Below are 13,734 nucleotides of genomic sequence, written 5' to 3'. Positions count from 1 at the left end.
GTAGACGGTAATCGATCCCTTATAGTTCGCCGTTTCCGGGCTATCAGGATCGAAGACCTGAACGGCATCGGATGAATTAAGGTTGGCAATAATTGACGCGACAGTCGTCTGTTGGGCAGCCATCGCTGTTTCAGGGATAGTCAACGGTACCGGATCAGCCCCTTGCTGAATAACGGGCGGCGTGCCAACAACCGGATAACCGGTCAATTGCATGCCTTGCATATTAACGATATTGCGAGTAGCACCATCCAGTGTGAACTGACCATTGCGGCTAAAATATACAGAACCACTACTGTCCTGCACACGGAAGAAGCCATTACCACTGATCGCAACATCCAGTGCTCGTGAACTGGAATTTAGCGAACCATCCCCGAAATCCTGCAATGTGGACGAAACCTTTGTTCCTAGGCCAGTGCCACCAGCAAACATATCTGCAAATGCAATGGTACCCGCTTTAAACCCCACAGTTGACGAGTTGGCAATGTTATTGCCAATTACGTCCAGCTGTTTCGATGCGGCATTCAAGCCGCTAACCGCTTGATAAAAACTCATGGTGCTCTCCGGATGAGTCGGTTAATTCATGCTTCAGAACCGGGTTTCGAGGTAGGCCAGATTCTGTGTTCAATGCTGTCTTTCAGTTACAAAATCTGCCGCACATCATCCAAGGTCGCTTTGCCTTGCAGTCCCAAATCCAGTTGGGCACCAGAGTCATTGCGAACAACCCCATTGACCAAGGCATAACGTAATGGCTGTACAGTTTGTTGAGCCCCATTCGTGCTGGCCGCAACAGTAAAGGTATAGGACCCATCAGAAGCAGCAGTACCGTCTGCCAACTTGCCATCCCAACCCCAAGAGTGCACACCGGCGGTAAGTGCACCAAGTTCAAGGGTGCGCGCTACCTTACCTGTACTGTCAGTGATGGTAACAGTGACGTTTTCAGCCGCACTTTCAAGCTCAAGGCCAAACGGTGTGCTGGTATCATTACCCACCAAAATCTCGTTTCCGGGAACCATCACACCATGACCAATCAGAGTCGTTGCCTGTATAGACTGGTTATTGTTGATCTGCCCAGAAATAGAACCGAGCGTAGTGTTGAGCTTCTCAATCCCACTTACGGTGTTCAACTGCGCCAACTGACTGACCAATTGGTTGTTGTCCATCGGGTTAGTGGGATCCTGATTCTTTAACTGAGCGACCAGCAGCGTCAAAAATTGATTCTGTAGATCAGCACTGGTGTTTGCCGTTACGGAGTTTGACGAGCTGCTGGTACTGCTCGTCTTACTGGCGGAAGTGGTATCATTAATCGTTACCGACATTTACACGAATCTCCCAGTTATTGCCCGATAGTCAATGTTTTCAGCATCATCGTCTTCGTGGTATTCAGCACCTCGACGTTGGCCTGATAACTGCGCGATGCAGAAATGGTGTTGACCATCTCCGCGACCGGATCCACGTTTGGCATACGGACATAACCTTGCCCATCCGCCAACGGATTACCGGGTTCATAAACCAGACGCGCGGGGGAAGGGTCTTCGATAACGTTGGAGACGCGCACTCCTCCCGTTGCCTGACCTGCCGGCGCATTTACTTCAAAAACAACCTGCTTGGCACGATAGGGTTGCCCATCTGGACCAGTCACACTGTCTGCGTTCGCCAGGTTACTTGCACTGACGTTCAAACGCTGGGATTGCGCTGAGAGTGCGGAACCGGAAATATCAAATATGCTTAGCAGTGACATAACGCCTTAGCCTCCTCTTCCATCACCCTCAGGATAAACCTGATTGCAGTACTGACATCATGCCTTTGATCTGACCACCCAATACGGTAAGACTGGTTTGATATTTCAGGCTGTTGTCGGCAAAATTGGTACGTTCACGATCCATATCAACGGTGTTACCATCCAGGGCGGGTTGATCGGGAACGCGATACAGTAAATCAAGTTCTGGCGGCTGAAAATTCTGTGCCGGGATATGACGAGTGGAGGTGGTTTTCAATGCAATCCCCGTGCCGCTCACTCGGCCTTGCTCCATCACTTTGTTGAGCTGGTTGGCAAAATCGATATCGCGCGCCTGATAACCCGGCGTGTCAGCATTGGCGATATTCGCCGCCAAGATTTCTTGTCGTTGGGCACGCAGATTCAACGCTTCCTGTTGAAACCGGAATGAGGCGTCAAGTTTGTCGAGCATGCTCCCTCCGCAAATGAGAATTTGGAGTAGGTAGGATAATTCCTATGCTGATACTGCCATCGCGAGAATAAGCGTGAAATGCAACGCTATTTATTGCCTTAACGCACCGCAGAGATCTTTACACTAGATAAGGCAGTGATCTTCAAGAGGTGAAGTCAGTGAAAAACCCATTTTATTCCGCTATTTTTGCGCTACTGACCAGCCTGATAGGGAATGTGCACGTTGCCGTTGCAGCCGATTTACAGGCTCAACTCGATCAGTTTTTTCATGCGCGTTTTCCGGACAAGCACAGCAGCGTCACCGTTATGATTAAATCGCCGCCGGAACAATGGCTGCAGTGCGAAGCTCCCGTGCTGGCGTTGTCAAACAATACTCGCGTATGGGGTAATGTCAGCGTATCCGTTCGTTGTGGCGACCAACGGCGTTTCATTCAGGCCGAAGTACAAGTCACAGGGAATTACCTGGTGAGCGCTCGGCAATTACGCCGCGGAGTCGCTTTGACTACGTCGGACCTGAGACAAACGACAGGGCGATTAGACCTGTTGCCGCCACGTGCGTTGTTGTTGCCTAAAGATGCTATAGGGGCCGTGTTACTGCGCGATCTGTCGCCGGGGCAACCATTGACCAGCGCCATGCTTCGTCGTGCATGGATAGTTAAATCAGGCCAAACGGTGCAGGTGCTGGCGCAAGGCGTAGGGTTTAGTATTAACAGTGAAGGAAAAGCAATGGGTAACGCTGCTGTTGGTCAATCCGTGCGCGTGCGTATGGCATCAGGGCAAATCGTCAGTGGTGTTGCGGGTGAAGACGGTGTTATTTATATTGCGCAATAATAAATTAAAGTATTCGTCATTGTTGCCGATGATACCTACAGAGTAAATTTTGCGTCGCCCCTTCCTTTCGTGTGGCGTTTATGTAAACCTGAGTGGAATCAGGTTATTATTTAACCTTTTGACACTTCATTTTAGAGGGTAACATTATGAGCATTGAACGCACCCAGCCGCTGAAACCTGTCACTCAAGTACAGTCTCGCGACGCCAGTGAAGCGACGAAGCAAAAACGTGTACAAACGCCCACCCAAAGCGAAGTGACGGGAACCCAGGTTAAGCTGAGCGACGCGCAAGCTCGTTTGATGCAGCCTGGGACACAGGATATCGATATGAATCGTGTGGAAACGCTGAAGCAGGCCATTCGTGATGGTTCTTTACAGATTGATGCGGGTAAAATCGCAGATGCACTGATCAAAGATACTCAAGACTTCTTGGCGAATAATTGATAATTATGGAAAAATTGCGAACAACGCTTGATGCGGTACTCGATACCCTGGACCAGTTGAACACTATCTTATCAGAAGAGCAAACCCTGCTCTGTGCTGGTCATATTAACAGCGTTGCTTTACAGAAGGTCACTGATACTAAAAGTGCCACCTTGGCAACTGTGCAATACCTTGATAAGAATCGGCAGGAAATTGAAAATCGCTTGCAGCTTCATGCTCCCTACGAATCAGACGCTGAGCTATTCGAACGTTGTCAGGCTATTCAAGCATTAACGGCTCATTTGCATGATATGAACAAGCACAATGGTATGTTGCTAAATCAGCACATTTCCTATACTAATGAGGCCATTGCGATACTGAAACTTCGCCATGGTCAGACCCTTTATGGCCCTGATGGACAATCATCAGGATTGGTGGTCGGCGGCAGAAAAATCAATTTATAACACTAGGTGTGTTACTCATAATTAACGGCGATTTCTACTCGCCGTATGTCTATCGGGCGATAAACACGCCCTTTACCTTCTAAGAAATAGGTAAAACGAAACTCGCTGGTGGCTGGCAAACCACGAAAAGCCAGTGTCTGCCCACTTCCACCCTCAATTTCAGCGCAGCGTTGTACTGTACACAGTTTAACGCGTAAGCCAGGGTCATATACGCCATCGATGGCATAGCGCCAATATACCACAGTGATCGAATTATCCGGTTTGACGCCTTGCAGCGGTGTAGGAGCCAAAGGTGCAGAGTTGAACAGTTGGCCGCGATACGTCAACATCACCCCTGATTTGCTGGCGTTCCATCCCCCTTGTCCTGCAAAGACGGCCAGAGGTACAAGTGCCAATAACAAGACTGAGAGCCGTCTCACACTCATTATGCTTCTCCAATCATTGCCGTCATTCTTATCTGCCGACTGTCACTGATTTCAAGGTTGGATAGCACCGCCATCTGCGGCAAACTACGATGTAAAAAGCGCGCAAGCAAACCACGTAATGCATGGTTTACCAACAGAACCGGAGGGGCCCCCAGCATTTCCTGGCGACTTAGCGCCTGCCTGGCCTGTGCCAAAAGTCTATCGGCAAGGCCCGGTTCCAATCCTCCACCACCTTGCAGCGCTTGCAATAAGATTCGCTCAAGGGAACTATCCAAACCAATCACTTGCAACTCCCCATCACCAGGGAACCATTGCTGGGTAATGGCCCGGCCCAAAGCAACGCGCACCACTGTCGTCAGCTCATAAGGATCGGGTTGTACAGGCGCGTGCTCAGCAAGTGTTTCAACAATAGTACGCATATCACGGATAGAGACTTTCTCTTTAAGCAGATTTTGCAACACCTTGTGCAAGGTGGTCAGCGTGACAACACCCGGGATCAAATCCTCAGTCAACTTCGGCATTTCCTGCGTGACACGGTCCATCAGTTGCTGCGCTTCCTGGCGGCCAAACAGCTCACTCGCATAGAGCCCAATAAGATGATTAAGGTGTGTAACAACCACGGTGCTCGCTTCCACTACCGTATAACCTTGCGTTTGCGCCTGCTCCTTCAACACCCCTTCAATCCACACGGCATGCAAACCGAATGCCGGATCTTGTGTCTTGTCACCCGGCAATTCGCCAAACGCATTTCCAGGGTTAATGGCCATCCAGCGACCGGGATAAGCTTCTCCGTGTCCCACTTCAACCCCTTTCATCAGGATACGGTAACTTGCAGGAGGTAATTCCATATTGTCACGAATGTGCACCACTGGCGGCAGGAAGCCCATCTCTTGCGCGAATTTTTTGCGAATACTGCGAATTCGCCCCAGCAGTTCACCATCCTGCTGATGATCGACCATGGGAATCAGTCGGTAACCCACTTCCATTCCCAGCGGATCTTCCAACTGCACATCAGACCAGGTTGCTTCAATGACCTTGGGTTTCTCATGTAACTGTTGTTCAACGCCAGCGACAGGCACAACGCCCTTACGGTTTTTCATCCACCAGGCCAATCCGAGTAGCGCTGCGGTGAAGAGCAAGAAGACAAAGTTAGGCATCCCCGGTACCATGCCGATCAGCCCCAGCACCCCAGCGCTCAGAATCATCACTCGTGGATTATTGAACAGTTGAGTGACCATTTGCTGGCCAACATCCTGATCTGTGCTCACGCGGGTAACGATGACACCTGCCGCTGTCGAAATAACTAACGCTGGTATTTGCGCCACCAAACCATCACCGATGGTCAACAAGGTATAGCTTTCTGCTGCCTGGCCCATCGCCATATTGTGCTGCACAACCCCAACCAACAGCCCACCGACAATGTTGATCACCATAATGATCAAACCAGCGATAGCGTCTCCACGCACAAATTTACTGGCCCCGTCCATTGAACCGTAAAAGGCGGCTTCCTGGGTAACTTCCGCACGACGCTTTTTCGCTTCATCTTCACCGATCAAACCGGCGTTTAAATCTGCATCAATTGCCATCTGTTTACCGGGCATCCCATCCAGGACAAAACGAGCCCCTACTTCAGCAATACGTCCGGCACCCTTGGTGATCACCATAAAGTTGATTAACACCAAAATAATGAACACCACGATACCGATAGCAAAATTGCCGCCCACCAAAAAGTGGCCGAACGCCTCTACCACACGTCCCGCTGCCGCTGTACCTGTGTGACCTTCCAGCAAAATAATACGCGTCGATGCAACGTTCAGCGACAAACGCAACAATGTAGAGAACAACAAAATGGTTGGGAAGGCAGCGAAATCCAACGTGCGTTGCGTGAACATTGCGACCAATAACACCATGATGGAGAGTGCAATGTTGAAGGTAAAGAGCAGATCCAAAATGAAGGGAGGCAGCGGCAGCACCATCATGGAAAGGATCAGAAGGATGAGAACTGGGCCCGCCAAAATTTGCCACTGGGTGTTTTTAAACGCTGTAGGTAGTCGCAGTAAAGAGGCCAAATCAGGCATCGGTATTCATCTCTTCAGGTGGTACAAAATCAAGCGCTTTCGGGACAGGAAGATCTTTGGGTTTACGCGGGATGAGTCCCCCCTCACGCCGCCAACGTCTTAGTTGGTAAACCCATGCCAATACTTCTGCCACGGCAGCATACAGTGTTGCTGGAATGTGTTCGCCAATTTCTGCATGGCGAAACAGAGCACGCGCCAACGGCGGTGCCTCCAAAACAGGAATGCGATGTTCGGCACCAAGCTCTCGAATATGCAGGGCAATTTCTCCTGCCCCCTTTGCCAAGACCCGAGGTGCACTCATTTTTTTATCATCATATTGCAGGGCAACAGAATAGTGTGTCGGGTTGGTAACGATCACATCTGCCTTTGGCACATCGGCGATCATCCGTCGCTGGGCCAGCGCACGTTGCTGTTGACGTATCCGACCTTTCACATGCGGATCGCCTTCACTTTGCTTATGTTCATCGCGGATATCCTGTTTACTCATCCGCAATTTTTTAAAATGGCTCCAAAGCTGCCAGAAAACGTCAAAAGCCACCATGGGAATAAGCCCCACAATGACAAAAAATGCGCATATTGCTACCAGCTCCAGCGCATCTCCTAACGCGGCAATAGGCGGTTCAGAGACCAGATGGAGCATCTTTGGCCAGTTATGTAACAAGAACCAGCCAGCAATTAATCCTACCAATATGGACTTGAGGATGGCTTTAAACAGCTCTGCCAACACTTGCGAAGAAAATATGCGCTTTAATCCACTGATCGGATTCAGCTTTGTCAGATCGAATTTAATGGAGATGGGACTAAACAGCACTCCCCCCAGTAACATCGGGGCAGCAATCGCCACCAGTACAGCGCCAACCATTAAAGGAACCAACGCTGAAACACCCTGCATCAGCAATGACCCCAAATGGCGCAATAACAGCTTGTCATCACTGACTAACCCGGGGTCAAAATGAAGCCCTTGCGCCACCATGCCAGAAAGTTTCCGCGCCATAGAGCTGCCGCCAAACCATAAGAGTGCCAGCCCTGAAATCAACATTAACAGCGACGTCAATTCGCGCGAACGCGGAATCTGGCCCTCTTCCCTCGCCTTTTCTTGTCGGTGGGGTGTGGGGGCCTCTGTTTTTTCCAGGTCGCTATCTTCAGCCACAGCCGTGTTCCGATCGCATTCAGTCAGGTTAAGGAGTAACGCTTAGCATGACAAATGTCCGAAATCCTTATGGCTTGAACAACGAAACAAACCTATAGCTTATTCAGGGATAGGGTAATACCAATAGAAACACCGTGACTGATCCACAGATCAATCACGGTGCAAAAGAAGCGTGCATCAGTGGGAGGCCCTGCACTGCCACACTCCCTCTGACTCCATTAGAAACCCAGGCTGTCGAGCAAGTCATCAACCTGATCCTGACTGGATACCACGCCTGCGGCGGTTTTATCCATCTGAGGACCATTGAGCAAGCTGTCATTTGGCCGTTTCTTCTCAGCCGATTGCTCTGGCATGTTTTTCAACAACACCATCAGCAATTGTTTTTCGATTTCCTGAATTACCGTCATCATGCGTTTGATAACCTGACCGGTAAGATCCTGGAAATCTTGCGCCATCATGATTTCCATCAGTTGCGCATTGGTGAAAGAGGTGTGCTGCGGTACGTCATTCAAATAATTACGCGTATCCGTGACCAGTTCTTTTGCTTGCGCCAGTTCAATCGGATTTTCGAACCATTGATCCCAACGCGCTTTCAGAGCCTTGGCTTCCGTTTCCAGTCGGTTTTGGACGGGTTGTGCGGCCTCAACGCTGCTTAATGCGCGTTCTGCCGCCTGTGCCGTCATTTGCACGACATAGTCGAGACGATCGCGCGCATCGGGAATCGCTTCCGCGGCTTCTGCGATGGCCTGATCCAAACCCAGTTCACGCAAGCTGTCACGCAGCATGCGCGTCAATTGGCCAATACGGGAAATGATCTCCGTTGCAGAGGCAGTATCATTCACCGGTGGCATAGGATGTGACGTCATACGATCCCCTTACATGCCTAATTTTTCGAAAATCTTATTCAGTTTTTCTTCCAGGGTCGCAGCGGTGAACGGCTTAACCACATAGCCGCTAGCGCCCGCCTGAGCGGCAGCAATGATGTTTTCTTTTTTCGCTTCCGCCGTGACCATCAGGACAGGCAGACTCGACAGTGAACCATCAGCACGGATCGTTTGCAGCAGCTCCAGACCATCCATATTGGGCATATTCCAGTCGGAAATCACAAAGTCAAAACCGCCTGCGCGCAATTTGTTCAACGCGTCAGCACCATCCTCTGCTTCTTCCACATTATTAAAGCCCAGTTCCTTCAGTAGGTTACGAACAATGCGGCGCATCGTCGAAAAGTCGTCCACTACCAAAAATCTGAGTTCTTTATCGGCCATACCTACTCCTAATTTTTATTGCTCCCTGGGAGCTGCTGTTGCTATATACGTAATGCCTGTCCGGCAGAAATTTGTGCCAACATACGCTGGCTCACCTGGCTTAAATCTACCACCTCATCGACGCCCCCCATCGCAATGGCTTCGCGTGGCATACCAAACACCACACAGCTTGCCTCATTTTGCGCCAGAGTGTAAGCACCAGCCTGATGCATTGCCAGCATCCCTGCGGCGCCGTCGTTTCCCATCCCCGTGAGGATAGCCCCCACGGCATTTCGCCCGGCATACTGCGCCACCGAACGAAATAATACGTCTACCGACGGACGATGCCGATTTACCGGCGGCCCGTCATTCAACCTGACCTGATAGTTGGCACCGCTTTTCACCAACTCCAGATGGCGTGCTCCGGGTGCGATATACGCGTGCCCGGGTAAAACGCGCTCACCATCTTCCGCTTCTTTTACCGTAATCTGACACAGTTTATTCAAGCGCTCAGCAAAAGATTTGGTGAAACCCGGCGGCATATGCTGGGTTATCAGCAAAGCCGGGCTGGTTGCCGGCAATGGTTGCAACACTTGGCGAATCGCTTCGGTCCCCCCCGTCGACGCACCAATAGCGATCAGCTTTTCACTGTTGAGAATCGGCGTGTGCTGAATAATTTTGGTCGGCTCGCTGGACGCACTGCGCTGCGGCAGGCGCGCCTTGGCTGCCATGCGAATCTTCTCGGCGATCATCTCGCTATAGGCTAACATGCCTTCGCGAATCCCCAACTGCGGCTTGGTGACAAAATCCAGCGCGCCCAGTTCCAACGCGCGTAACGTCACCTCGGACCCTTTCCCCGTCAGCGATGAGACCATCACCACAGGCATCGGCCGCAAGCGCATCAGTTTTTCCAGAAAGTCCAATCCGTCCATGCGCGGCATTTCCACATCCAGCGTCAATACCTGCGGATTAAACTTTTTGATCAGATCGCGGGCAACCAGCGGATCGGGTACAGTCGCAACCACTTCCATATCTGGGTGGCTATTAATAATTTCCGTCATGATCTGACGCATGAGCGCTGAATCATCTACACAAAGTACTTTAATCTTGCTCATTATCTTTCCTTAGCCAGCCCATAGACCGTCTGCCCGCGCAAGTAGAACTCCCGACTAATCTGGCTGAAGTTTTCTGAATGGCCGGCAAATAATAACCCACCCGGCTTAAGCATAGGAACAAAGCGACGCAAAATACGCTCCTGCGTCTCTTTATCAAAGTAAATCATTATATTACGGCAGAAGATAGCATCAAAAGGCGCAGGAACATCCCAGGTCGGTGCCAACAGGTTCAACTGTTGAAAATGCACCATCGCGGCAAGCTCAGGCCTTACGCGTACCAAGCCACTGTGTGGTCCAGTCCCGCGTAAAAAGAATTTTTGTAACTGCTGGGGAGAAAGCGTGCGCAGCTCCTCCTGACGATAAATACCCGCCGTGGCTTTTTCCAGCACCTGGGTATCGATATCGCTGGCCCAGACCTGGCACCCACTAACGCGGTTACCCAGCACCTCCGCCAGCGTGATCGCTAATGAATACGGCTCTTCACCGGTGGATGCCGCCGTACTCCATACGGTATAGCCATTCGGCCTTGACCGCGCATGCTCGGCAAGGATAGGAAAATGATGCGCCTCACGAAAAAACGCCGTCAGATTTGTCGTCAGGGCATTAACAAACGCCTGCCATTCAGGGCTATTGACGTCCGCTTCCAGCAGCGCCAGATATTGCCCAAAATCATTGAGCCCCAAAGTACGCAGCCGCCTTACCAAGCGGTTGTAAACCATTTCCCGTTTATGATCGGCCAGCACAATGCCAGCACGTTGGTAAATCAACTGACTGATACGCCGAAAATGGGTATCCGACAACGGCAATCTATCGACCATCTGCGTCAGAATAGACGCAGATTCAAGGCGATTTGGCGATGGGTTATTTTTCATATCAAACCGCTCAAACATCAATTAAGGTTATAGAGAGAGAGTCAATCCAGCCTTTCCTTCAACGCGAGTGCAGGTGTTACTTTGTAAGTATTAGTCGATATTTCATCGTCGGTCACGTCAAGACGGAAAACTGAAACTGCATCCGTCAACATCATCGCCTGGGCTTCCAATGCCTGAACGGCGGATGAGGCTTCCTCCACCAACGCAGCATTCTGTTGCGTTGCACTGTCCATTTCTGTCACCGCTTGAGCAACCTGCTCAATGCCTCTGCTCTGCTCGTCAGATGCAGACGCAATTTCACCCATGATGTCCGTCACACGCTTCACTGACGTAACGATATCATCCATTGTATTACCCGCGTCTTTCATTAGCACCGAGCCTTGCTCAACGCGGCCCACCGATTCCTCTATCAGCGCTTTGATCTCCTTGGCTGCCTGCGCACTGCGCTGTGCCAGACTGCGTACTTCTCCTGCCACCACGGCAAACCCACGCCCTTGTTCGCCCGCACGCGCCGCTTCAACGGCTGCATTCAGCGCCAGAATATTGGTCTGGAAAGCAATGCCATCAATCACCCCAGTAATGTCACTGATTTTACGTGAACTCACGGCAATATCCTGCATCGTTTTTACTACGCCGGCGGTGATTTCCCCCCTTTATGGGCAGTGTTAGTGGTCTCCTGCGCCAATTTGGAGGCATGATGCGCATTGTCCGCATTTTGCTTCACGATGGCAGTCAGCTCTTCCATGCTGGCGGCCGTTTGTTCTAACGCAGACGCCTGTGATTCAGTGCGTGATGACAAATCCACGTTGCCGGAGGAAATCTCACGCACACCCATCAGCATCCCGGTAGCACCTTGCAGCACGGTATGTACCGTCGAGGCCAGCGAGGTCTGCATGTGCTGCAGCGCCGAGAACATCACCCCAATTTCATTCTGACCGTAGTCGGCGATTTTTACCGTCAGGTGCCCCTGCGCGATATGCTCAAAATGCTCGCGCATGATGGTCAACGGCGTCAGGATGATTTTGCGCAGCCATACCACGGCCACAGCGACCAGCGCCAGGGAAAGCACCACGACAATGCCAAAAGACCAGGTTGAATGGTCATAGGAATCGCGACTTGCCTGACCAGCCTGCTGCAAATGTGTCTGAACGTAGGTCAGATAGGCAGAAAAGCTCTTCTCAAAATTATCCTGAAATGACTGGGTCGGCTGGTCCAGGAAAGGTTGTAGCTGGCCTTTATCCAGAAAACCAATCAGCTCGGCCAACGCACCGTTGAGCTTGTCGTAGCTCGCTTTCGTGCCCTCAGCCAGACGCTGTCCTTCCTCCGTTAACTGCGTGGTAGCAACAAACTGCTTGAAATAGACATTCGCCTGCGCCAGAGAGGCTCGGGCACTGTTCATCAACACGGAGACTTGCTCTTGCGGCACGTTACGCGCCGCGCGGGTTGCCGCACGGTTCAACGTGTTGCGGGTTTGCAGCACGGTCTCCACGCGCGTAAAATTCTGATAGTCTGTTTTGAACGCCGTAAATGATAAGCTGCTGGATACCAACTGCACGGCACAAAACACAAACAAACCGGTAGAAACACGAATCCGCGTCAACATACTGCCTCCAACCTCAGTGATCGGTCGGCGTCACGCCGACACGATCGATACGTTCTTGTTTTAAAATGCTTCTTTATAAATCACTGTGCCTGAAATACGCGTGGCCGTTCGGTTAAAACGTTTCCCAATTATCTGAGGCCACAGCCCCTGCTTTTTTCTTACTGTCCGCAGAGGCGGTCGGCAGCAATGCCGGGCGCGTCGTCGTGTCAACCGTGGACGGTGCGGGTGATGCAATCCGCGAACGTCCACCCGTTGCTGGTAACTGGAAGACCGCAACGGCCTGGTTCAATCCAATAACTTGTTGTTCGAGTGCAGCCGCAGCGGCGGCAGACTCCTCTACCAGCGCAGAGTTTTGCTGCGTCACGCGGTCCATTTCCGTAACCGCCTGCCCAACCTGCCCAATACCTTTGCTCTGTTCGTCAGAGGCAGAAGCGATTTCACCCATGATGTCGGTCACGTGTGTCACCGCGCTCAGAATTTCGCCCATGGTTTCGCCCGCACTTTCTACTAATACAGATCCTCCATCGACACGATTTACAGAATCTTCAATCAAAGTTTTAATTTCTTTCGCTGCCTGGGCGCTACGCTGTGCCAAATTGCGCACCTCTCCCGCCACCACGGCGAAACCGCGGCCCTGCTCTCCCGCTCGCGCGGCTTCAACCGCCGCGTTCAACGCCAGAATATTGGTCTGGAACGCAATACCATCAATAACGCTGGTAATATCGGCAATTTTCTGCGAGCTACCGCTACCGGCAATGTTGTGCATGGTTTTCACGACATTATCGACCACCTTGCCACCGCGTTGTGCGGTTTCTGACGCGCTCAACGCCAATTGGCTCGCCTGACGCGCATTTTCCGCATTCTGTCGTACCGTTGCCGTCAGTTGTTCCATGCTGGCCGCCGTTTGCTCCAGCGACGACGCTTGCTCCTCGGTACGCGATGAGAGATCGTTATTCCCTGCGCTGATTTCTGATGCTCCGGTGTAGATCGCATCGGCACCATGGCGCCCGCGCTCACCGTGCTGATCAATTCGGACTGCATGTGGCGCATGCTGTCTGCCAATATTCCCATTTCATTGCGACTATGATAATTCATGTTCTGAGTGAGATCGCCGCGCGCAATGTGTTGCGTATGTTCCACAATATTATTCAGCGGATGAATTAATATACGTTGGATAGCAAACCAGGCAGACATGATTAAAGCGACAACAACAGAAATCAGGCTTTGTTGAATAAATCAGAACTTGTAACGACTGTGCCCCATCGGGTCGATTGTTACGTGATGCGAATACTGTTCGGCATTCCTAATAGCGTGATCCGGTTAAGCGCTTTGACCATCGCCATGG

At 51.3% G+C, this 13,734-nt stretch carries 14 protein-coding genes and 3 pseudogenes; 3 read left to right on the top strand and 14 right to left on the bottom strand.

Annotated features, from left to right (window positions below):
* The 4 genes from ACTBDZ_RS09435 to flgB form a co-directional block, all read right to left on the bottom strand.
* A partial coding sequence (locus ACTBDZ_RS09435) for a flagellar hook-basal body complex protein (RefSeq protein WP_438815122.1) occupies positions 1-552 on the bottom strand: 552 nt, incomplete at its 3' end.
* Positions 553-638: 86 nt separating this feature from the next.
* A complete protein-coding gene (gene flgD, locus ACTBDZ_RS09430; protein ID WP_438815121.1) occupies positions 639-1,316 on the bottom strand; it encodes a flagellar hook assembly protein FlgD in 678 nt (225 codons plus the stop codon).
* Between the two features lie 17 nt (positions 1,317-1,333).
* Positions 1,334-1,738, bottom strand: a complete 405-nt coding sequence (flgC, locus tag ACTBDZ_RS09425; protein ID WP_195312463.1) for a flagellar basal body rod protein FlgC — start codon at positions 1,736-1,738, stop codon at positions 1,334-1,336.
* A gap of 28 nt (positions 1,739-1,766) precedes the next feature.
* Positions 1,767-2,186 carry a flagellar basal body rod protein FlgB gene (gene flgB, locus ACTBDZ_RS09420; RefSeq protein WP_438815120.1) on the bottom strand — a complete coding sequence of 140 codons (420 nt, stop codon included), beginning with the start codon at positions 2,184-2,186 and terminating at the stop codon, positions 1,767-1,769.
* Positions 2,187-2,368: 182 nt separating this feature from the next.
* Between flgB and flgA the strand changes: the two genes are divergently transcribed.
* From flgA to ACTBDZ_RS09405, 3 genes are all read left to right on the top strand, one after another.
* Positions 2,369-3,016, top strand: a complete 648-nt coding sequence (gene flgA / locus ACTBDZ_RS09415) for a flagellar basal body P-ring formation chaperone FlgA (protein WP_438815123.1) — start codon at positions 2,369-2,371, stop codon at positions 3,014-3,016.
* Between the two features lie 146 nt (positions 3,017-3,162).
* Positions 3,163-3,459, top strand: coding sequence for a flagellar biosynthesis anti-sigma factor FlgM (gene flgM / locus ACTBDZ_RS09410; RefSeq protein WP_438815119.1), 297 nt, complete (start codon positions 3,163-3,165; stop codon positions 3,457-3,459).
* Positions 3,460-3,464: 5 nt separating this feature from the next.
* Positions 3,465-3,902: a flagella synthesis protein FlgN gene (locus tag ACTBDZ_RS09405; protein ID WP_438815118.1), complete on the top strand. Its 438-nt coding sequence runs from the start codon at positions 3,465-3,467 to the stop codon at positions 3,900-3,902.
* Positions 3,903-3,913: 11 nt separating this feature from the next.
* Here ACTBDZ_RS09405 and ACTBDZ_RS09400 read toward each other — a convergent pair whose 3' ends face one another.
* From ACTBDZ_RS09400 to ACTBDZ_RS09355, 10 genes and pseudogenes are all read right to left on the bottom strand, one after another.
* Positions 3,914-4,327 carry a flagellar protein FlhE gene (locus tag ACTBDZ_RS09400; RefSeq protein ID WP_438815117.1) on the bottom strand — a complete coding sequence of 138 codons (414 nt, stop codon included), beginning with the start codon at positions 4,325-4,327 and terminating at the stop codon, positions 3,914-3,916.
* Positions 4,327-6,405 (bottom strand): flagellar biosynthesis protein FlhA, encoded by a 2,079-nt coding sequence (gene flhA / locus ACTBDZ_RS09395; RefSeq protein ID WP_438815116.1) that lies wholly within the window; start codon positions 6,403-6,405, stop codon positions 4,327-4,329. Before flhA ends, ACTBDZ_RS09400 begins: the two co-directional genes overlap by 1 nt.
* Complete coding sequence (gene flhB, locus ACTBDZ_RS09390; RefSeq protein WP_438815115.1) at positions 6,398-7,555, bottom strand: flagellar biosynthesis protein FlhB; 1,158 nt, start codon at positions 7,553-7,555, stop codon at positions 6,398-6,400. Before flhB ends, flhA begins: the two co-directional genes overlap by 8 nt.
* 218 nt (positions 7,556-7,773) lie before the next feature.
* Complete coding sequence (gene cheZ, locus ACTBDZ_RS09385) at positions 7,774-8,421, bottom strand: protein phosphatase CheZ (protein WP_438815114.1); 648 nt, start codon at positions 8,419-8,421, stop codon at positions 7,774-7,776.
* Positions 8,422-8,430: 9 nt separating this feature from the next.
* On the bottom strand, positions 8,431-8,820 hold the full coding sequence (cheY, locus tag ACTBDZ_RS09380) for a chemotaxis response regulator CheY (RefSeq protein WP_195312472.1): 390 nt from the start codon (positions 8,818-8,820) through the stop codon (positions 8,431-8,433).
* A gap of 41 nt (positions 8,821-8,861) precedes the next feature.
* Complete coding sequence (locus ACTBDZ_RS09375; protein WP_438815113.1) at positions 8,862-9,914, bottom strand: protein-glutamate methylesterase/protein-glutamine glutaminase; 1,053 nt, start codon at positions 9,912-9,914, stop codon at positions 8,862-8,864.
* Positions 9,914-10,786 (bottom strand): protein-glutamate O-methyltransferase CheR, encoded by an 873-nt coding sequence (gene cheR, locus ACTBDZ_RS09370; RefSeq protein WP_264626970.1) that lies wholly within the window; start codon positions 10,784-10,786, stop codon positions 9,914-9,916. The genes ACTBDZ_RS09375 and cheR overlap by 1 nt, the downstream gene beginning before the upstream one ends.
* A gap of 41 nt (positions 10,787-10,827) precedes the next feature.
* A pseudogene (locus ACTBDZ_RS09365) lies at positions 10,828-12,389 on the bottom strand (methyl-accepting chemotaxis protein).
* Between the two features lie 238 nt (positions 12,390-12,627).
* Positions 12,628-13,565: pseudogene (locus ACTBDZ_RS09360) on the bottom strand (methyl-accepting chemotaxis protein); the annotation flags it as partial.
* Positions 13,566-13,663: 98 nt separating this feature from the next.
* Positions 13,664-13,734, bottom strand: a pseudogene (locus tag ACTBDZ_RS09355) (surface-adhesin E family protein); the annotation flags it as partial.

The organism is Symbiopectobacterium sp. (assembly GCF_051710365.1).
Lineage (GTDB): Bacteria > Pseudomonadota > Gammaproteobacteria > Enterobacterales > Enterobacteriaceae > Symbiopectobacterium.
Note: the sequence above shows the minus strand (reverse complement) of the source record. Positions and strands in the feature narration are given on the sequence as shown.